Source organism: Rhodococcus sp. 27YEA15, assembly GCF_049739425.1.
In the GTDB taxonomy this organism is placed as follows: domain Bacteria; phylum Actinomycetota; class Actinomycetes; order Mycobacteriales; family Mycobacteriaceae; genus Rhodococcus_F.
Window position 1 is genome coordinate 2,508,092 of record NZ_JBMHHW010000001.1, and the last position, 19,266, is coordinate 2,527,357.

Here is a 19,266-nt window from a genome sequence, read left to right on the forward strand (position 1 = left end):
GAGTGTCGGGTCACGCCCGCCGGCGCGGGAAGTGACGAACGACGCCCTCCTGTACGACGGTGGCCAACAGCAAACCGTCACGGGAAAAGCAGTGACCGGTAGCCAGTGCCCGAGATCCGGCCGCAACCGGCGATTGCGTCGAGTACAGCACCCAATCGTCGAATCGGAACGGGCGGTGAAACCAGATGGAGTGGTTGACCGTGGCCGCCACGATGCGATCATGACCCCACGACAGTCCGTGCGTCGTGAGGATCGAATCCAGGACCGTGGTATCCGACGAATAGGCCAGTGCCGCGGCATGAACGAGCGGGTTGTCCGGCATGTCGCCGTCCGGGCGCATCCACACCCTGTTGTGTTCGAGTTTCTCGCCCGCGTCCTTGAGCACCCACGCGGGATCGTTGGCGTACCGCAGGTCTATCGGCTTGAGCGCATTGCTGAAGAACGGCAGCGTCTCCTCGTAACCGCGTAGGTGTTCACCGATGGTCGGTAACGTCTCCGGCAACGGAACATCCGGAATCGACACCGCATGCTCGAGTCCCGTACCCGAATCCTGGAAGGCCGCGAGCATCACGAAGAGTTCGTGCCCGCCCTGGTACGCGATTACCTGCCGATTGGCGAATGCCCGACCGTCACGATGTCGATCCACTCGATAGTCGATGGGCGCCTTGACATCTCCGCCGCGTATGAAATGTGCATTGATCGCGTGGATCGGACGTTCGCCGTCCACCGTCCGTCCGGCAGCCATCAGTGCCTGCGACACGAGTTGACCGCCGAACGTCCGGGAGCCGACCTGAGCCGGGTGATGCCCACGGAACTCGTCCTCGCCGAGCTGCTCGAGATCCAACAGACCGAGAAGCGTGCTCAGGTCGGTGGACGAGTTCACGTGGGTCACTCAGTGGTCCTCTTCGCCGATACGGTGCACGTGAATGAGGTTGGTGGACCCGACGGTTCCCGGGGGCGAACCGGCGACGATGACCACGAGGTCGCCCTTGACGTACCGGCCGAGGGCGAGCAATGCACTGTCCACCTGACGCACCATCTCGTCGGTGGTGGCCACCGCATCGACGAGGAACGTCTCGGTTCCCCACGTCAGGGTCAACTGGCTTCGCACCGCAGGCAACGGCGTGAACGCCAACAGCGGCAGCGGGGTGTGCAGTCGCGCCAGCCGGCGGACCGTGTCCCCGGACTGGGTGAAGGCGACCAGTGCCTTGGCGTCGAGACGCTCGCCGATATCACGGGCCGCATACGAAATCACGCCGCGCTTGGTGCGAGGAGTGTGCGTCAACGGAGGGACTCTCGTCGTCTCGCCCTCGACGGCTTCGACGATCCGGGCCATGGTGCGCACGGTTTCCATGACGTACTTGCCCACGGAAGTCTCACCGGAGAGCATGACGGCGTCGGCGCCGTCGAGAACGGCGTTGGCGACGTCGGAAGCCTCGGCGCGGGTGGGACGCGAGTTCTCGATCATCGACTCGAGCATCTGCGTCGCGACGATCACCGGCTTCGCGTTCTCCCGGGCGATCTGAATGGCCCGCTTCTGTACCAGCGGCACCTGCTCGAGGGGAAGCTCGACACCGAGGTCACCACGCGCCACCATCACCGCGTCGAATGCGAGCACGATCGCCTCGACGTTGTCGATCGCCTCCGGCTTCTCGAGCTTCGCGATGACCGGGACCCGACGGCCGACACGGTCCATGACGGCGTGAACCAGTTCGATGTCGGCAGGCGATCGCACGAAGGACAACGCGATGAAGTCGACACCGAGCTTGAGTGCGAACTCGAGATCCGCGATGTCCTTACCGGACAGAGCCGGAACCGAGACGTTCATCCCGGGCAACGACAAACCCTTGTTGTTGCTGACCGGGCCACCCTCGGTAACTCGACACACGACATCGTTACCGTCTACGGACGTGACGACCAGACCGACCTTGCCGTCGTCGACGAGAAGGCGGTCACCGGCCTTGGCATCACGCGCAAGTTCCTTGTACGTGGTACCGACGCGATCGTGCGTTCCCTCGACGTCGTCGACAGTGATGCGAACCTCTTCGCCGTTCGCCCACACCGTGCGCTCGTCCTTGAATCGACCGAGGCGGATCTTGGGGCCCTGAAGGTCGGCCAACACGCCGACTGCCTTCCCCGTCGCGTCCGAGGCCTCACGGACCCGGATGTAATTCTCTTCGTGATCGGCGTGCTCGCCGTGGCTGAAGTTCAGCCGGGCCACGTCCATCCCGCTTTCCACAAGTTCGCGGATGCGGTCACCAGATGCTGTCGCAGGTCCCAAGGTGCATACAATTTTAGTCCGTCGGTTCACGCGAATGAGCCTAGTCGCTACCCCAGAGCACTTCTATCCGACGCCTCCGACGTGCACTTTCTGTTCTTGTTCGATTCAGTCGGCAGTCAACCGAGCGAGTTCCCGAAACGCCGCGAACAGCACGTCTGCAACGGGTCGAGCAAAAATACGCCAAACGTACAAATGCACCTATCGGACACGGTGGTGTCCGATAGGTGCATCAGCGAGCCACGCGGCCTCAACTTCGCAACGGTCGACCGTTCCGATCGCGAACGTTTCCGGACAGCATCATGATGCCGTCGATCAACGGCCAGATACCGCCGATTCCACACGTCAACCACGTGGCTGCGATCTGAGCGATCGCCACACCGGGCTGATTCAGGTAGAACCGGCCGGCACCGAATGCGCCGAGAAAGATACCCAACAGGCCCGATGTCAACTTCGACTTCTCGGACAACGGCTCGCCGGTCAGCGGATCGCGTCCGTACGGCGCCGAGGGATCTGCGTACCCGAAGCCCCCGTAGCCGGGGTACCCGGGCGGTGGCCCGTAGGCCGGCGGCGGAGCCCCGTACGGCGCATATCCGGACGGTGGCCCGTACGGCTGCTGCGTGTGCGGCGCATCCCCGTAGGACGGCTGAATGTACGGGTTCGTGGGGTCGGCCGGAGCGCCGTACACAGGACCGTCGGGCGCCGCGCCGAACTGCGAAGTCTGCGCGCCCGGTGGCGGATAGGCACTGTGCTGTGGATATCCCGGCGCGCCGTCCGGTGGTAACCCGCCGGACGAATCGTTGCCGGGCGGCGGCGGGTAGATCGGATGACTGCCCCAGCCCGGACCGTTACCGACCCCGGCGTAGGTATCCCAACCAGGACCGGTGCCGGTCGTCTCGGTGGACGGGGTCTTCTCCGTGGGCGCGGACGTTTCGGTCAACGATGCGTCCGCCGTGGCGTCGTAGTCGAAAGGCGAGCCGAACTGTGGCGGAACCGGGGACTGGGATCCGGAGGAATCCGACGGATCTACGGGCTCCGGGTACTTGTTCAGGTCGGGCAACGTACGTTCCTTACATCTCGACAACAGTTACGCAGGGGCGGTGACAGTTGACCGAACAGTTGACCGAACAGTCGACCGATCCCCCACACATCAGCCAACGCTCCTGCCGGATGACACCTCGACGATACGGCTATGTCAGGATTTTCCGTTCGTGTCGAGCCTCGTCGAATCCGACGTTCCGTCGCCGGACCGATCCGCCTCCGAGCCGGAGTCGACATCGACCGGGGTATCGGTATGTCCTGAAGTGTCGTCCGGACCGACTGATTCGGCAATGTAGCTCTTCGACTTCAACTCCGCCGGCGCCTCCCGTCCCTTCGTCGCGAGGACGAAGTACGCGGCTGCCGCGAGGAACACGATTCCCGAGGTGAACGAGTTGACCCTGATTCCGGCGATTTCGTAGGCGAAATCGTCGCGCATGAGTTCGACCACGAAGCGGCCGACGCAATAGCCGGCCACGTACAGCGCGAACAGTCGACCGTGGCCGATCTTGAACCTGCGGTCGACCAGAACCAGAAGAACGACGATCAGCAGACTCCACAGCGCTTCGTACAGAAACGTCGGGTGCACCACCCTCATCACTTCACCGTTGGACACTCCGGTCAACTGATCGAACTGCCCCGACGAGTTGACCCGCTCGAAGATTTCCAGGCCCCACGGCACAGTGGTTTCGCGGCCGTACAGTTCCTGGTTGAAGTAGTTTCCGATCCGCCCGATCGCCTGCGCGAGAAGAATACCCGGCGCGATGGCGTCACCGAGCGCGGCAACCGGAATCCCGCGTCGGCGGCAACCGATCCATGCACCGACACCACCGAGGAACACCGCTCCCCAGATCCCCAGACCGCCCTGCCAGACCTTCAACGCATCGACGGGTGAGCCGTTGCTACCGAAGTAGGCCGGCCAATCCGTCAGCACGTGATAGAGGCGGCCACCGATCAACCCGAACGGCACCGCCCAGATCGCGACGTCGAGAACCGTCCCCTTCTCACCGCCACGCGCCACCCAACGACGATCGCCCCAGACGATCGCCACGACGATGCCCAAGATGATGAACAGGGCGTACGCACGGAGAGCAAGCGGCCCCACGTACCAAACGCCTTGAGGCGGGCTGGGAATGTACGCCAGCAGGTCCACTGATGAAGTCACGACACCACGCTAGCCGAGCGGACACCCTCTGCGAGTTCTTCGGTGAGGGTGCGCACTGCTCCCAAGCCCTTCTCGACTGCGGACACCAGGGCCGAACCGACGATGACTGCGTCTGCGTAGCCGGCGATCTCCGCTGCCTGCGCACCCGACCGCACGCCCAGTCCGACACCGACCGGGATGTCGGAGTGCGCTCGAATACGCGCGGTCAGCTCGGGTGCCATCGACGACACCGCGTCACGAGCGCCGGTGACACCCATAGTGGACGCGGCATAGACGAATCCGCTGCTCGCCTCGACGGTCATCGCCAGACGTTCCTCCGTCGACGAGGGAGCCACCAGGAAGATTCGATCCAGATGATGCTTCTTCGATGCTTCGACCCACTCGTCGGCCTCGTCGGGAATCAGATTGGGTGTGATCAATCCGAGACCACCGGCTGCCGCCAGGTCTCGCGAGAACTTGTCTACGCCGTATTGCAGCACCGGGTTCCAGTACGTCATGACCACTGCCTTGCCACCGACCGAACTGATCTGTTCGACGACGGTGAATATATCGCGTAGTCGGACGCCATTGGTGAGAGCAGTTTCCGCTGCCTTCTGGATGGTCGGACCGTCCATCACCGGATCGGAGTAGGCGACGCCTACCTCGATGACGTCGCAGCCACCGTCGACCATGGTCTTGAACACGTCGATGGAGCCGGAAACCGTCGGGTAGCCGGCGGGCAGGTATCCCACCAGCGCTGCACGGTTCTCCGCCTTGCACGCGGCGAACGTGGGGGCCAGGCGTGCTGAAAGTTCGCTCACTTGTCGGAGCCTTCCGTGTCGTCGTTCTGTTCTGCCACAGGGGAGTTGGAAGATCCCTCGGACTTGGGCGATCCGTCGACCAGACCGAACCACTCGGCGGCGGTGTCCATGTCCTTGTCGCCGCGTCCGGAAAGATTGACGACGATGATCGCTCCCTCCCCCAGTTCTCTGCCCAGGCGGAGCGCGCCTGCGACAGCATGCGCGGACTCGACGGCGGGAATGATTCCCTCACGGCGGGAGAGCAACAGCAACGCGTCCATCGCTTCGGAATCCGTGACGGGTTCGTACGTCGCCCGACCGATGTCGTTGAGATACGCATGTTCCGGACCCACACCCGGGTAGTCCAGGCCTGCCGAGATCGAGTGAGATTCGGTGGTCTGACCGTCTTCGTCCTGAAGAAGATACGAGTAGGCACCCTGGAAAGCGCCGGGCGTGCCACCGGTGAATGTTGCTGCATGCCTACCGGTCTCGACCCCGTCACCGGCTGCTTCATATCCGACGAGGCGAACGGAGAGGTCGTCGAGGAACGCATGGAAGATGCCGATCGCATTGGATCCACCGCCGACGCATGCCGTCACCGCATCGGGAAGTCGACCCGTCAGCGCCTGCACCTGTGCGCGGGCCTCGAGCCCGATCACCCGCTGGAAGTCGCGGACGAGCATCGGGAAAGGATGGGGGCCGGCCGCAGTTCCGAAGCAGTAGTAGGTGTTGTCGGCATGCGAGACCCAATCGCGCAGAGCTTCGTTGATGGCGTCCTTGAGTGTGCGCGACCCGGTCTCCACCGACACCACCTGGGCACCGAGCAGTCGCATCCGGGCCACGTTGAGTGCCTGGCGTTCCGTGTCCAGAGCACCCATGTAGACCACGCATTCGAGACCGAGGAGCGCGCAGGCCGTAGCCGAGGCCACGCCGTGCTGACCGGCTCCGGTCTCGGCGATGATGCGGGTCTTGCCCATCCGCTTGGCAAGGAGAACTTGACCGAGCACGTTGTTGATCTTGTGAGAACCTGTGTGGTTCAAGTCTTCTCGCTTGAGAATGATTCGCGCACCACCGGCGAACTCACTCATTCGGGTTGCTTCGAAGATCGGTGACGGCCGGCCGGTGTAGTCGCGCTGAAGACGGTCGAGTTCGTTCAGGAACTCGTCATCGGCTCGCGCCTTCTCGTATTCGGCGGTGACTTCCTCGATGACGGCCATGAGGGCTTCCGGAACGTGCCGACCACCGTAGACGCCGAAATGCCCTCCGACGTCCGGATCGTGGCCGGAGCGCTCGGTGAGTCCGACACTGGCTTGCGGCAGGTTGGCGCCCTTGAAGACTGGTCCCTGAGTACGTGAAGTCACTGCACCAGTCTGCCTCGAGCGTGTCGCTGCTCACCGCTCGGGTGTTGACTGACGACACCCGAGCCGTGAGCTATGTCAGCGTGACGGTTTGGGGCAGGACGGATGCGCTCCCGCGTTGACCAGATCGGCTACCGCCTTGCGCGGATCACCACTGGTCACGAGTCCTTCACCGACCAGAACAGCGTCGGCCCCGGCGCCGGCGTACGCAAGCAGATCCGCCGTACCGCGCACTCCGGACTCCGCGATCTTGATCGTTTCCGTCGGCAGGCCCGGAGCGATCCGGCCGAAGGTGTTCTTGTCGACTTCGAGCGTCTTGAGGTTGCGCGCATTGACGCCGATGACCTTCGCACCGGCTTCGAGTGCTCGATTGGCCTCTTCCTCGGTGTGTACCTCCACCAGAGCCGTCATCCCGAGTGATTCGGTGCGATCGATGAGCGAGGCGAGCGCTTGCTGCTCGAGAGCGGCCACGATCAACAAGATCACGTCTGCGCCGTGCGCACGAGCTTCGTGAATCTGATACGGACCGACGATGAAGTCCTTGCGTAACACCGGTATCGTCACGGCCTTGCGAACCGCGTCCAGATCGGCGAGCGAACCGTGGAAGCGACGCTCCTCGGTCAGCACGCTGATGACGCGGGCACCACCGGCTTGGTAGGCCGCGGCCAACTCCGCCGGATCTGCGATATCGGCCAACGGGCCCTTGGACGGACTTGCCCGCTTCACCTCGGCGATGACGCCGATGCTCGATTCCAGAAGCGCTGCAGCGGCATCGAGCGCGGGCGGTGCAGTAGCGGCAGCGGCCTTCACTGCGGCGAAGTCGAGAACAGATTCGCGGGCGGCGACGTCAGCGCGCACCCCGTCGAGAATCGAGTCGAGTACGGTCATCGTGGCCCGAATCCTTTCTGGGCAAGAGCCCGATGTGAGATACGTCATCAGGGTGGTGTCAGCCTAGTTGGGTGGGTTTTCCAGGCTCCGATCGGGTACCCGAGCCCACCCGCCTCGAGGCCCGAACATCGTCAGGACCGGGGGGTCGATTCGCCGTTGCCGTCGCCGGGACCGTCGACTGTCGGGTCTTCACCGGCGTCGAGGGCATCCCAGAGCATGCGCTGCGTCACCGGCCCGTCCTCGCCGGCGATCTCACCCTGTCCGAGTTTCGATGCCGCCTCCCGCCGTACCGCCGGACTGTCGTACTTCGAAGACAGGCCGCCGCGTGAGGACGGTGCCCGTACCAATTGCGCGGCGGCCACAAAGGCAGCCACCGCCCCCAGCAGCGCCAGCAGCGGAGGTAGCAGCGAATAGTCGGCAGCGAGCTCCTCCGGGTGACCGGACAACTCGGCCAGTTCGGCGGCGCGATCCGCCGAGGCGCCGGAGACCAGCAGCTGCACCGGCGGACCAGCGACCGCGACGGCCACCAGCGCCACCAGCACCCCGACCACCCGAACAGCCCAACCGCGTACGGCGAACGACGCGGCCACCGCCGCCAGCATCGCCAGCGCCAGCGGTGTCATCGCCGCCGCCCACGTGCTGCCGTCCAGTGCCGTCGTCCGCTCCAAGGTCTTGCCGTCACTGGACGTCAGGTGCACCCACGTCATCCGCGAACTACCCCACAGCGCGGCCGCAGCCACCAACAGCAGCAATGTCCGCACCACGGTGGAGCGCCGGGCGTTCGGCGGCGGCGTCACCGTGGTGTCGGTGCTCGAATCGTTGTCGGTCACTGGTCGTCACCTCCGATGGTGCGCAAGGTGTCTGCGGCGGCGATGGCGCTGAGCACAGCCATTGCCTTGTTGCGCGCTTCGGTGTCCTCGTAGACCGGATCCGAGTCCGCGACCACGCCGGCTCCGGCCTGCACGTACGCGACACCGTCCTTGATCAGTGCGGTCCGGATCGCGATCGCGGTGTCGGCGTCCCCGGCGAAGTCCAGGTAGCCGACGATGCCGCCGTAGATGCCGCGCCGAGTCGGTTCGAGCTCCTCGATCAGTTGCATGGCACGGACCTTCGGGGCCCCGGACAGCGTTCCGGCCGGAAAACACGCCGTGACGGCGTCCAGCGCGTGCTTGCCCTCGGCAAGCCGGCCGGTGACGGTGGACACGAGGTGCATGACGTGGCTGTACCGCTCGATGTGGCGGTAGTCGTGCACCTTCACCGTGCCGGGACGACAGACCCGGCCCAGATCGTTGCGGCCGAGATCGACGAGCATCAGATGCTCGGAGTTCTCCTTCTCGTCCGCGAGAAGGTCCTTCTCGAGCAGGATGTCGTCCTCCTCGGTGGCGCCGCGCCATCTCGTTCCGGCGATCGGATGGGTGGTCGCCACCCCCTCGGACACGGTGACCAGCGCTTCGGGGCTCGATCCGACGATGGAAAATGCCGTCTCGCCGTCACCGTTCGGGACGTTGAGCAGATACATGTACGGACTCGGATTCGACGCTCGCAGCATTCGGTACACGTCGATCGGTGCCGCGGCGCAGTCGATCTCGAACCGCTGCGAGAGCACCACCTGAAACGCCTCACCGGCCTCGATGTCCCCGATCAGCTTCTTCACGTCCACACCGAAACTCTCGGTGGTGCGCTGGCGGCGGTACTGCGGGGTGGCCTTGGAGAATGTGGACACCGTGGACTTCGCGGGAGCGGCCAGCGCCCGCGTCATCGCGTCGAGCCTGGCCACCGCGTCGTCGTAGGCGGCGTCGACGTGCTCGTCGGTGCCGTTCCAGTTGACGGCGTTGGCGATCAGGGTGATCGCGCCCTCGTGATGATCGACCGCGGCGATGTCGGCGGCGAGCAACATGACCATCTCGGGAATCTGCAGATCGTCCACGGCCGAATCGCCGAGCCGTTCCAGACGCCGCACCGCGTCGTAGCCGAGGAAGCCGACCATGCCGCCGGTGAGCGGCGGCAGATCGGGTAGACGCTCCGATCGCAGCAGTTCGAGGGTGGCACCGAGTGCGTCGATCGGGTCACCACCGGACGGCGCACCGGCAGGAACATTGCCGTACCAGGCAGCTTCACCGTCGACGACGGTCAGGGCTGCCGGGCTACCGACGCCGATGAACGACCACCGCGACCACGAGCGTCCGTTCTCGGCAGACTCGAGGAGGAACGTCCCTGGGCGGTTACCGGCCAACTTCTCGTACGCCGAAAGCGGAGTTTCGGAGTCCGCCAACACTTTACGGGTCACCGGAACCACCCGGTGCTCAGCTGCGAGAGCGCGGAACTGCTCTCGCGTGGTGGTGGAATCGGACGCGTCACCGACGATCGCGGTGAGAGACGACCGTGCGGACATGGAGGTGGGCTCGCCGTGCATGTCCCCATCATCCCAGGCGCACCCGTTCGGCCGTCGTGCGCGGGTAACCTCGACCGCATGAAACCCGGTCAGCTCGCACCAGACTTCACCCTGTCCGATCAGGACGCAGAGTCGCGCTCACTGAGCAGTCTGCTCGGGAACGGTCCGCTCGTGCTCTTCTTCTACCCGGCCGCGTCCACACCGGTCTGCACTGCGGAGGCCTGCCATTTCCGGGACCTCGGCGGCGAATTCGCGGCGGTCGGCGCATCGAGGGCCGGGATCAGCACCGACACCGTCGAAGCCCAATCGACCTTCGCGACAGCGCAGTCCTTCGACTACCCCCTGCTCGCCGACACCGACGGCACCGTCGCCGAGCAATTCGGCGTCAAACGTGGCCTGCTCGGCAAGCTGGCACCGGTCAAGCGGTCCACCTTCGTGATCGACGTCGATCGCACCGTCCTGAAGGTCATCTCGAGCGAACTGCGCGCCAACACGCACGGCGATCAGGCACTGGAGTTCCTGCGTAGCCGTCAGCGGACCTGAATCGACCGTTTCGCCAGACCCATCCAGAAACCGTCGATGACCTGGGTGGGCACCTGTTCCGGATCGGACGATGCACCCAGGGTGACGAACAGCGGTGCGAAGTGTTCGATCGTGGGGTGCGCGTACGGCATCCCCGGCGCCTGGGCCCGGAAGTCGATCAGCGAATCGACATCGCCGGCAGCGAAGCGTTCGCCGGCCCAGGCGTCGAATTCCGCCGACCACCCCGGTGCCTGCGCCTGCGGCGACGGATCTCGCAGGAACGGCAGCCCGTGAGTGGTGAAGCCCGATCCGACGATCAGCACACCCTGCTCTCGCAGCGGGCGCAGACGTTCTCCCAGATGCAGGAGCCGCTCGGGATCGAGAGTGGGAAGCGATATCTGTAGAACCGGAATGTCCGCCTCCGGGTACATCACCGTCAGGGGAACGTACGCACCGTGATCGAGGCCGCGCCGGGGCTGTTGCACCACCTGCTCACTGTCCGGCATGAGCGCCGCCACCTGTGCGGCCAGATCCGGGGCACCCGGCGAGTTGTACCGCGCCTGATAGAAGCGTTCGGGGAACCCGCCGAAGTCGTAGATCAACGGCGTGCCCGTGGTGGTGGAACCTATGGTCAGCGGTGCCGATTCCCAGTGCGCGGACACGATGAGGATTGCGGTCGGTCGCGGAAGTTCCGCAGACCACTCCCCGAGTTGGCGCACCCACAGGGCGCTGTCCACCAAAGGCGGTGCGCCGTGGCTCAGGTACAGAGCCGGCATGACTGTTGCGGACATAGCTGCCTCGTTTCACGAACGTTATGGTTGAAGCTTCAAGTTAATATATGTCTCAACAGTTGTGAACCACAAGTATTCCCTGAGTGAATCGGCTGGACACTCGTCTGAGAACCTGTACGAGGAGCAACGCCAGAATCACCCGAAGGAGAGCCGCCGGTGAGTGACCCGAACGTGCGAGACGACGCGCCTGCCGAACCGAAGTGGCTGACCCCGGAACAGCAGCAGGCCTGGCTCGGTCTGATCTCGTTCGTGACCCGACTACCCGCCGCACTCGATACCCAACTACAACGCGATTCGGCCCTGACACACTTCGAGTACTTCGTTCTGGCCGCACTCTCCGACGCCGAGGACCGACGACTGCAGCTCTCCACACTTGCGCAGCAAGCGAACGCGTCTCTCTCACGCCTCTCACACGTCGTCACCAAAATGGAGAAGACCGGGTGGGTCAGGCGTGAGGTGATCCCCGGCAGCCGCGGTTCCAATGCCGTTCTCACCGACGCAGGCATGGCCAAGGTCGTCGAAGCCGCACCCGGACACGTCGCCACCGTGCAGGGGCTTCTCTTCGAAGGCCTCGACGACGAGCAGGTGGCGCAGCTCACTGCACTGGGTACCGCGATGCTCACCCAACTCGACCACGGTCTCGAGCGGGGCCTGGGAAGAGCCTGATCGGCTGTACTTCACCCTCGCGCCGTCGCCGTCGCGGCGGCGACCCGGAACTTCCGTCACGGCCGCGCACTCGTGCGCGCGGGGATCAGCGCAGCGAGAAGGGCTGACGGAAAGGCGAAAACGCCACCGTCATCCGAGTGGCTTACCGCCAACGCCCCAATGCTCGCGCGGGACCTCGGTGATGGTGACCCACACCGAATCGGGATTCTTGCCCGTCGCCTCGGCGTACGCCTTGGTGACGGCCTCGATGGTGGCTTTCTTCTGCTCCGCGCTGATACCGGGTGTCTGGCTGATCTGAATCAAAGGCATGTCGAACATCCTGCCATCGACGCGCCCGCACTTTCAGCCGACCGGATCTCCGAACCACACCCGCAACCGGTCGACGAGTCCGTGCTGGTCGGCCCCCACCCACGCCACGTGGCCGTCCGGGCGCAGCAGTACGGCCGCCTCGTCCACCTCCGCGCTGCGATCGATGATGCGATCCACCCGGTCCGCCCAGCCCTCCACACTCAGTCCGCCGCTCCGGTCGAGCAGCAGCCCACGGCCGGCGTGCATCAGCCCGTAAAGATGCCCGTGGTTCAGGTCCATGTCACGCAGCCTGCGACCGACCAGCCGCTGATCGTCACCGAAGTCGTAACGGATACCGATTCCCGTGATCGCCTCGGTAAGATGGATGTTCACATTCTCGAAGGCCGCCAAGTTGGACAACAGCTTTCGCAGCGCCCTGGCGCTCGCGTCGGTTCCCAACAGCGCGCTCTGGGCACGCGTGTTCTCGAGGACGTCCGCGGCCACCGGATGACGCTCGTCCTGATAGGTGTCGAGCAGCCCTGACGGCGCCCGGCCCTGCACCTGCGCGGCCAGCTTCCAGCCTAGATTGAACGCATCCTGAATCCCGAGGTTGAGGCCTTGCCCACCGATCGGCGGGTGAACATGCGCGGCGTCACCGGCCAGGAACACCCGACCGACCCGATAGCGCTCGGCTTGACGGGTGGCGTCACCGAAACGGGAGAGCCACCGCGGCGAGTGCACCCCGAAGTCCGTGCCGGCCAGCTCCCGGAGCCGGGCGGTAAATTCCTCGAATGTTGTTGCGGCCGTCCGATCCTCCTGCACTTCGGCGGCGCGGACGACAAAACGATACCGCCCCACCGAATCCGGCGCGGGCCCGAACCGCAGATCGAAATTTCCGAATTCTTCTGCCGCCGAAGACATCTCCTCCGGCGAGAGCCTGGACTCCATCTCGCCGAGAAGCCGCTCGATCCCGGCGGGTTCACCCGGGAATCCGACTCCGAGCAGCCCGCGCACGGTGCTTCTGCCGCCGTCGCAGCCGACGAGGTATCGCGACCGTATCTGCGACCCGTCGTCGAGTTCGACACTCACACCGTCCGCATCCTCGATCAGCCCGACCAACTCGCTCCCGCGGCGAATCTCGGTGCCGAGCCCGAGCGCGTGTTCGGTCAACAGCTCCTCGGTAGCGGTCTGCGCGATACCGAGAATGTAGGAATGTGCGGTATCGAGGTTCTCCGGCCATGTGTTGTCGATGCCCGCGAACACACCATGGTCGGAGTACTTCGTGCCACGAGCGAGGAACTTCTCGAGCAGCCCGCGCTGATCCATGATCTCGATACTGCGAACATGCAGACCCAGCGCTTTGGCCTGTACATTCGCCTCGATTTCCTTCTCCAGGACCAGTACATCCACGCCGTGCAGGCGTAACTCACTCGCCAACATCAGTCCGGTCGGTCCGCCACCGGCAACGATCACGTCGATCACATATCCCCCTCGTTCGGCACCATCATCGATTTCCGCTGATCAGAGCTTCGAGGGAGAGTGTGCACCCCCATCAGGGTCTTGCCGCAAGGCCCCCGGTGCGTTATAGATTGAAGTGGGCAAGGAAAACTTCGCCCCGTCCGCAGCTACGGCCCGCCCCGGTACGAACTCGAATCTCGCACATCGAACGTCGACGACACTCAACCCGTGTAGAACGTGGTTGTCCGATCAGCAGCCGCATGCGCGAGGGCGGCATCCGCACCCGCCGCGATCGCGGCCTGCGCCCACAGGCCACTACTTCCCGCCATCGCGGCTTTCGCCTCGTCGGTGAACACCCACTGCGGGTTGTCCACCGGCGTGTCGATGCCGTTCTCGACATGCCAGGTGAGGCCGAGCAACACCATGTCCCAGCCGATACCGACCGCGGCGGGGCCGTACTCGTCCCATCGCTCCGGATCGACAGCCGCGGCATGCTCGAGAGCGAGAGCTGTTCCGCCATCCGCTGATTGAGACAAATTGACCCCGACTCGACTATTCTCGCCGCCGAATTCCCAAGTCACGTCGAATGACTGCGGCGGGTCACACGAAAGGACTTCGCCGCCGGCATTGCCTTCCAGCTGATAACGGCCGCCGGTTCGCAACTCCCCCGTGATCGGCAGAAACCACCGCGAAATCCGCTCCGCCGAGGTGAGTGCGTCCCAGACGTCGGCAATCGGAGCGGCTACGGTAAGGCTCAGCGTCAGAGACCGGGTTCCTTCGGCAACCGGTTGGACCGACCTCTGCACCGTGTCCAGAAATTCAACTGCATTGACAGCCATGTATTTTCCTCGAATCGGTGGGAAATTCTCTGCCGCCCAAACATATCCCGGTATCGGGCACCGCGGCAGACCTATCCCGTGGAAGGTACCGACTCCCCTGGCGGTTCCGAGCCGCTATCCGAGACTCGCGGTCATCGGAAAGGACATATCGCCAGGGCGACCTGTCGGGACTTCGAATGGCCGATTCGCGACCACCCGGGGACCGAATACGATCTGTGGACCGGCGGTTGAGGGATGTCGGGGTCGACGCCGACACGGATGGACCGATGCCGGCAATCGTGAAAGCGCTGACCGCACTACGACCGGATCTCGAGCCGTGCTCTCCACCCGAATCCGTCGGGTGAACCGTCGCCGGTGTGCTGCGACGTCGGTCCCGAACCGTCCAGGTGGAGTTACCCGCGAATCATCGTCGTCTCGCCGGATGCGGTCCTCTCGACATCTCACCTACCGAAGTCGACGCCCTTACCGATCTGCGGCGTGGCGATCCCGTCCACCGTGATCGCCTGCGAATCGTCGAACACGGTGACCGCGCCGCCCGTCATGAACCTTTCGGTGACATGTGCGGACATCACGCGACCCACTTCATTTTGCCGCGAGGAGCACATCCGCGTCGAAGCAGGTGTGATCGCCGGTGTGGCAGGCGGCGCCTTCCTGATCGACGATCAGCAGAACCGAATCACCGTCGCAGTCGAGGCGTACCTCGTGCACGTACTGAGTATGACCCGAGGTCTCGCCCTTGACCCAGTACTGCTCACGCGAGCGCGAGTAGTACGTTCCCTTCCGGGTGTGCAAGGTGCGAGCGAGCGCCTCGTCGTCCATCCACGCCACCATGAGCACGTCGCCGGTGGACTTCTCCTGCGCCACCGCGCTGAACAACCCGGCGTCGTTTCGCTTCAGCCGCGCTGCAATCGCGGGATCAAGACTCATAGGACGTTTATACCGTCAACCCAGGCGTAATGCCGCATCCGCCCGGATGGCTATCGTGAGGCACTGATTGTGTAGTGCGAAAGAGGGAAACGATTGGCCTCGACAAAAGCATTTCGGGTCGAGGTAGGGCGAAGTATCGCCGCTTCCCCGTGTTGATTGAAGTAGTAACTGCGCGACGTCTGGCAGCTACCGCCGTAAAAGACCGAATCTGCCAGATTCTCGGTCATCCGATCGAGGAACTCCGCATTCGCCGCCTCGGTCACCTCGAACGTGTCCGCACCCCGACTCTCGAGTGCACCGAACAACCGCGTGATGTGCGCCATCTGGGTCTCGATGGTGGTGAAGTACGAGAGCCCACTGTAGGCATACGGACTTGCAAGAGTGAGGAAGTTCGGGAAATGCGGCACCGAGACACCTTCGTAGGCTTGAAAACGATTCTCCCGCCACCACTGTCCGAGATTTCGACCCTCCCGTCCGACGATCTCGACGGCGGGAAAATTGACGTCCCACAGATTGAAGCCGGTCGCGAGTACCAGAGTGTCGATCTCGGTCTTCCGGCCGTCCGCGGTCACGATTCCGTCAGCGGTCACGTGATCGATCGGCGCCGTCTCGAGGTTGACGTTCTTCTTGGTGAACGTACGGAAGTAGCTGTTGGAAAACGTGGGCCGTTTGCAACCGAAGTCGTAGTCGGGCGTGAGTTGCTTGCGCAGCGCAGCATCACGAACCTGAGAACGGAGGAACGCTCGTGATGCTGCTGCCGCGCCCTTGTTCAACAGCTTGACCTGCTTGTAGTGCAGGACAGCGCTCACCATGATCATCTCGAGTATCCCCGAGCTGACGCTTCGCGCCACCCGCTGCGTGAACGGCACGCGAGCGAAGAGTTTCTGCACGACCGAAGGGATGGGCACGTCCACCTTGGGTACAACCCAGATCGGGGTGCGTTGATACACCGTGAGTTCGGCGGCCCGCGCGGCTATTTCCGGAACGAGTTGTACTGCCGTGGCCCCGGTTCCGATGACGGCGGTCTTGGTACCGGCCAGATCATAAGTATCGTCCCAGGCAGTGGTATGGATGACTTTGCCGGCGAAGTCGTCGATTCCGGAGATGTCCGGGCGATGCGGCTGCGACAGAAAGCCCGTCGCGGTGAGCAGGTACTTCGCGGTGATATCCGGTTTGCCTTCCACCGAGACCACCCAGTGTCCGGTTGCCTCGTCCCAGCGAGCTCCTTCGACAACCGCACCGAAGCTCATGTGCCGGCGCAGGTCGTATTTGTCGGCGACGTGGTCGGCGTACTTCTTCAGTTCCGCACCCGGCGCGAAGAGCCGCGACCAGTTCGGATTCGGCTCGAAAGAGTACGAGTAGGTGACCGAGGCGATGTCGACGGCCAACCCCGGGTAACGATTGACGTGCCACGTCCCCCCGAGGTCGTCTTCGCGCTCGAGTATCGCCAACTTCTTCAGGCCCAGCCGCTTGAGCGCGATAGCCGCCCCGATACCGCCGAAACCGGCCCCGACCACTACTGCGTCGAATGTGTCCGCCATTGTTGAATCCTCCCCCTGAACTACTCATCAGAAAATGACATGCGATTCCGCTTCTGATGAAGCTATCATTCAGACGTGACGAACGCCATGACCCGAGCAGAACGAAAAAAAGCCGAACTACGCCGCGAGATCATCGATGCGTCGTTCGACTGCTTTGCCGAGCGCGGGTACCACGCCACCGGAATCGCGGACATAGCAGCAACTCTCGGCATCGGACACGGTACGTTCTATCGATACTTCGAGAACAAGCGAGACATCGTCGATCACGTGATCGACGATCTGATCGCCAAGATACTGACCGCCCTGGCGTCCGAAAACGCCCCGAACCAGGCAAACAGCCTCGAGGACTACCGAGCGCAGGTAGCCCGGATCGCCGAAGCACTTTCGCGGATCTTGTTCGCCGACCCCCGCATTCCGAGAGTGCTGCTGTTCGAGACGGCCAGCATCGACAGCGATCTCACCGGCAAGATGTTCGGGCTGCTCGATCAGTCGACGGCCGTGATCTCCGCCTACCTCACCCACGGAGTCGACCGCGGATACCTGCGCGCCGGCCTCGACGTCGAGAACACAGCTCGTGCGGTCAACGGCATGATGCTGAGCAGCGCCATCGAGAGCGCGCGCCCCAACTCCACGGTGGACTGCGCAGCTCTCGACCGCGCCATCAGGGCCCTGATGTTCGACGGGATCCGATCGGACAACTGAGCGGGCCCCGCCGAGGACAGGGTCTAGCGCACGACGATCCCCTCGGCCCTCATGGCATCCTTGACCTGCGCGATGCTGAGGTCACCGAAGTGAAAGACGCTGGCAGCGAGTACGGCATCGGCACCGGCGTCCACCGCCGGTGCGAAATGCTCGACCGCGCCGGCGCCACCGCTGGCGATGACAGGTACGTGAACAGCGGCTCGGACGGCCCGGATCATCAGAAGATCGAAACCGGCCTTCGTGCCGTCCGCGTCCATCGAGTTCAGGAGAATTTCACCGACACCCAGTTCGGCGCCTCGCTCGGCCCACTCCACCGCGTCCATACCGGTGCCGCGTTTTCCGCCGTGGGTGGTGACCTCCCAGCCGGACCGTGTGTCCTGCTGACCGTTCGGAACAGTTCTCGCATCGACGGACAAGACGATGCACTGCGATCCGAATCGCTCGCTCAATTCTCGGAGCAGTTCAGGACGCGCAATCGCTGCAGTGTTGACGCTCACCTTGTCCGCACCAGCACGGAGCAGCCGATCCACGTCGGCCACGGTACGCACACCACCGCCGACGGTGAGTGGAATGAAGACCTGCTCGGCGGTGCGACTGACGACGTCGAGCATCGTGCCACGATCCGAGGTGGACGCGGTGACGTCCAGGAAGGTCAGCTCGTCCGCACCCTGCGCGTCGTACGCGGCGGCCAGTTCCACCGGATCACCCGCGTCGCGCAGGTTCTCGAAGTTGACACCTTTGACCACGCGACCGGCGTCGACGTCCAGACACGGGATCACGCGAACTGCCAGAGTCATGTTGTTGGTCCTCCTGAGGACGGAGCGCTCGGATCACCGAGCGATGCGAGAATGTCCAGTATCTCACCGTGGACGCCCGGCGCGGCGGCGAGCACCGACTCGGATCGGAACGTCCATGGATCTCCGGCCAGGTCGGTGACCACGCCACCGGCAGCGCGAACGAGCGCAACTCCTGCCGCGTTGTCCCAGGCATTGTGCCCGTATACGACCGCCGCCCCCAGCGTGCCTGCCGCGGTGAACGCCAGATCGACGCCGATGGAGCCGTGCATCCGTATCCGCGACGAGACCTTGCTGATCTCGGCGAGCAACTGCAAGCGGAAGGTGCCCGGGATCCGGCCGCGACTGTTGACGTTGAGAGCGCCGAGACCCACCGTCGACGACGCCAGGGTCCGATGCTCCAGACCGGCAACGGCTTTGCCGTTCACGAACAGCGGGCCGCCGACCGCCGCCGCGTAGGTTCGCCCGATCAGCGGCAGCCACGTCAACCCCAGAACCGGGGACCCCGTCGTCGAGAAGCGCCAGTAGCGTTCCCGCCGAGGGCAGCCCGGCCGAATAGTTGAAGGTCCCGTCGATCGGATCGAGCACCCACACCAGACCCGACGCCAGGTCCGGGCCGCCGAATTCTTCACCATGCACCTCGATTCCGGTGCGCTCGGACAATTCCGACGACAAACGACGTTCGAGTTCGAGATCGATTTCGGTGGCGAAGTCGTCCCATCCCTTGTCCACCGCGCTGGGTGCTCCGACCCCGGCCACGAATCGATCGCGCACACCGTCCAGCAGTTCACCGGCCGTGGACAACAACTCACCGAGGTCATGCGCGCGGGTCATCGGATA

20 protein-coding genes and 1 pseudogene are annotated in these 19,266 nt (G+C 64.1%); 3 read left to right on the forward strand and 18 right to left on the reverse strand.

All coding sequences use genetic code 11. The annotated features are described in order from the left end of the window. Positions 1-10 precede the first annotated feature (10 nt). The 9 genes from ABH922_RS11555 to ABH922_RS11595 all read right to left on the reverse strand — a co-directional run bounded on the left by ABH922_RS11555 (position 11) and on the right by ABH922_RS11595 (position 9,919). On the reverse strand, positions 11-892 hold the full coding sequence (locus ABH922_RS11555) for an acyl-CoA thioesterase (protein ID WP_424807053.1): 882 nt from the start codon (positions 890-892) through the stop codon (positions 11-13). After that, positions 893-2,311, reverse strand: coding sequence for a pyruvate kinase (pyk, locus tag ABH922_RS11560; RefSeq protein WP_424807054.1), 1,419 nt, complete (start codon positions 2,309-2,311; stop codon positions 893-895). It abuts the gene before it with no gap. A 217-nt stretch (positions 2,312-2,528) separates the two neighbouring features. Then, entirely contained in the window at positions 2,529-3,338 is an 810-nt protein-coding gene (locus tag ABH922_RS11565; RefSeq protein WP_424807055.1) for an NINE protein, read from the reverse strand. Between the two features lie 135 nt (positions 3,339-3,473). Further along, positions 3,474-4,481: a prolipoprotein diacylglyceryl transferase gene (lgt, locus tag ABH922_RS11570; RefSeq protein WP_424807056.1), complete on the reverse strand. Its 1,008-nt coding sequence runs from the start codon at positions 4,479-4,481 to the stop codon at positions 3,474-3,476. After that, positions 4,478-5,281, reverse strand: a complete 804-nt coding sequence (gene trpA / locus ABH922_RS11575) for a tryptophan synthase subunit alpha (RefSeq protein WP_424807057.1) — start codon at positions 5,279-5,281, stop codon at positions 4,478-4,480. Before trpA ends, lgt begins: the two co-directional genes overlap by 4 nt. Continuing rightward, positions 5,278-6,621, reverse strand: coding sequence for a tryptophan synthase subunit beta (trpB, locus tag ABH922_RS11580; protein WP_424807058.1), 1,344 nt, complete (start codon positions 6,619-6,621; stop codon positions 5,278-5,280). The genes trpA and trpB overlap by 4 nt, the downstream gene beginning before the upstream one ends. A gap of 75 nt (positions 6,622-6,696) precedes the next feature. Next, a complete protein-coding gene (gene trpC, locus ABH922_RS11585; RefSeq protein WP_424807059.1) occupies positions 6,697-7,506 on the reverse strand; it encodes an indole-3-glycerol phosphate synthase TrpC in 810 nt (269 codons plus the stop codon). Positions 7,507-7,637: 131 nt separating this feature from the next. Next, positions 7,638-8,270, reverse strand: a complete 633-nt coding sequence (locus ABH922_RS11590) for a TIGR02234 family membrane protein (protein WP_424809641.1) — start codon at positions 8,268-8,270, stop codon at positions 7,638-7,640. Positions 8,271-8,332: 62 nt separating this feature from the next. Beyond that, the gene (locus tag ABH922_RS11595) at positions 8,333-9,919 is read right to left on the reverse strand and encodes an anthranilate synthase component I (RefSeq protein ID WP_424807060.1); all 1,587 of its coding nucleotides are present in this window, start codon (positions 9,917-9,919) and stop codon (positions 8,333-8,335) included. A gap of 57 nt (positions 9,920-9,976) precedes the next feature. Between ABH922_RS11595 and ABH922_RS11600 the strand changes: the two genes are divergently transcribed. After that, entirely contained in the window at positions 9,977-10,441 is a 465-nt protein-coding gene (locus ABH922_RS11600) for a peroxiredoxin (RefSeq protein WP_424807061.1), read from the forward strand. On the opposite strand, the gene ABH922_RS11605 is transcribed toward ABH922_RS11600, so the two are convergent. Beyond that, the gene (locus tag ABH922_RS11605) at positions 10,429-11,211 is read right to left on the reverse strand and encodes a dioxygenase (protein ID WP_424807062.1); all 783 of its coding nucleotides are present in this window, start codon (positions 11,209-11,211) and stop codon (positions 10,429-10,431) included. The two genes, ABH922_RS11600 and ABH922_RS11605, sit on opposite strands and share 13 nt — an antisense overlap. A gap of 156 nt (positions 11,212-11,367) precedes the next feature. Between ABH922_RS11605 and ABH922_RS11610 the strand changes: the two genes are divergently transcribed. After that, on the forward strand, positions 11,368-11,877 hold the full coding sequence (locus ABH922_RS11610; RefSeq protein WP_424807063.1) for a MarR family winged helix-turn-helix transcriptional regulator: 510 nt from the start codon (positions 11,368-11,370) through the stop codon (positions 11,875-11,877). A gap of 129 nt (positions 11,878-12,006) precedes the next feature. Here ABH922_RS11610 and ABH922_RS11615 read toward each other — a convergent pair whose 3' ends face one another. The 6 genes from ABH922_RS11615 to ABH922_RS11640 form a co-directional block, all read right to left on the reverse strand. Beyond that, positions 12,007-12,186 carry a tautomerase family protein gene (locus ABH922_RS11615; protein WP_424807064.1) on the reverse strand — a complete coding sequence of 60 codons (180 nt, stop codon included), beginning with the start codon at positions 12,184-12,186 and terminating at the stop codon, positions 12,007-12,009. A 33-nt stretch (positions 12,187-12,219) separates the two neighbouring features. Further along, positions 12,220-13,647, reverse strand: a complete 1,428-nt coding sequence (locus tag ABH922_RS11620; RefSeq protein WP_424807065.1) for an FAD-dependent monooxygenase — start codon at positions 13,645-13,647, stop codon at positions 12,220-12,222. A gap of 197 nt (positions 13,648-13,844) precedes the next feature. Next, the gene (locus ABH922_RS11625) at positions 13,845-14,462 is read right to left on the reverse strand and encodes an SRPBCC family protein (RefSeq protein WP_424807066.1); all 618 of its coding nucleotides are present in this window, start codon (positions 14,460-14,462) and stop codon (positions 13,845-13,847) included. A 440-nt stretch (positions 14,463-14,902) separates the two neighbouring features. Further along, on the reverse strand, positions 14,903-15,034 hold the full coding sequence (locus ABH922_RS11630) for a hypothetical protein (protein ID WP_424807067.1): 132 nt from the start codon (positions 15,032-15,034) through the stop codon (positions 14,903-14,905). Between the two features lie 10 nt (positions 15,035-15,044). After that, positions 15,045-15,389 (reverse strand): phosphoribosyl-AMP cyclohydrolase, encoded by a 345-nt coding sequence (gene hisI / locus ABH922_RS11635; protein ID WP_424807068.1) that lies wholly within the window; start codon positions 15,387-15,389, stop codon positions 15,045-15,047. 50 nt (positions 15,390-15,439) lie between these two features. Then, positions 15,440-16,930 (reverse strand): flavin-containing monooxygenase, encoded by a 1,491-nt coding sequence (locus tag ABH922_RS11640; RefSeq protein WP_424807069.1) that lies wholly within the window; start codon positions 16,928-16,930, stop codon positions 15,440-15,442. Positions 16,931-17,017: 87 nt separating this feature from the next. Here ABH922_RS11640 and ABH922_RS11645 point away from each other — a divergent pair, with 87 nt between their 5' ends. Continuing rightward, positions 17,018-17,632 (forward strand): TetR/AcrR family transcriptional regulator, encoded by a 615-nt coding sequence (locus tag ABH922_RS11645; RefSeq protein WP_424809642.1) that lies wholly within the window; start codon positions 17,018-17,020, stop codon positions 17,630-17,632. 23 nt (positions 17,633-17,655) lie between these two features. Here the strand turns inward: ABH922_RS11645 and hisF are convergent, their stop codons facing one another. Together hisF and ABH922_RS11655 are read right to left on the reverse strand one after the other, a co-directional pair. Continuing rightward, positions 17,656-18,429, reverse strand: coding sequence for an imidazole glycerol phosphate synthase subunit HisF (gene hisF, locus ABH922_RS11650; RefSeq protein ID WP_424807070.1), 774 nt, complete (start codon positions 18,427-18,429; stop codon positions 17,656-17,658). Further along, positions 18,426-19,260 (reverse strand): annotated as a pseudogene (locus tag ABH922_RS11655) (inositol monophosphatase family protein). Before ABH922_RS11655 ends, hisF begins: the two are co-directional and overlap by 4 nt. Positions 19,261-19,266: the final 6 nt, after the last annotated feature.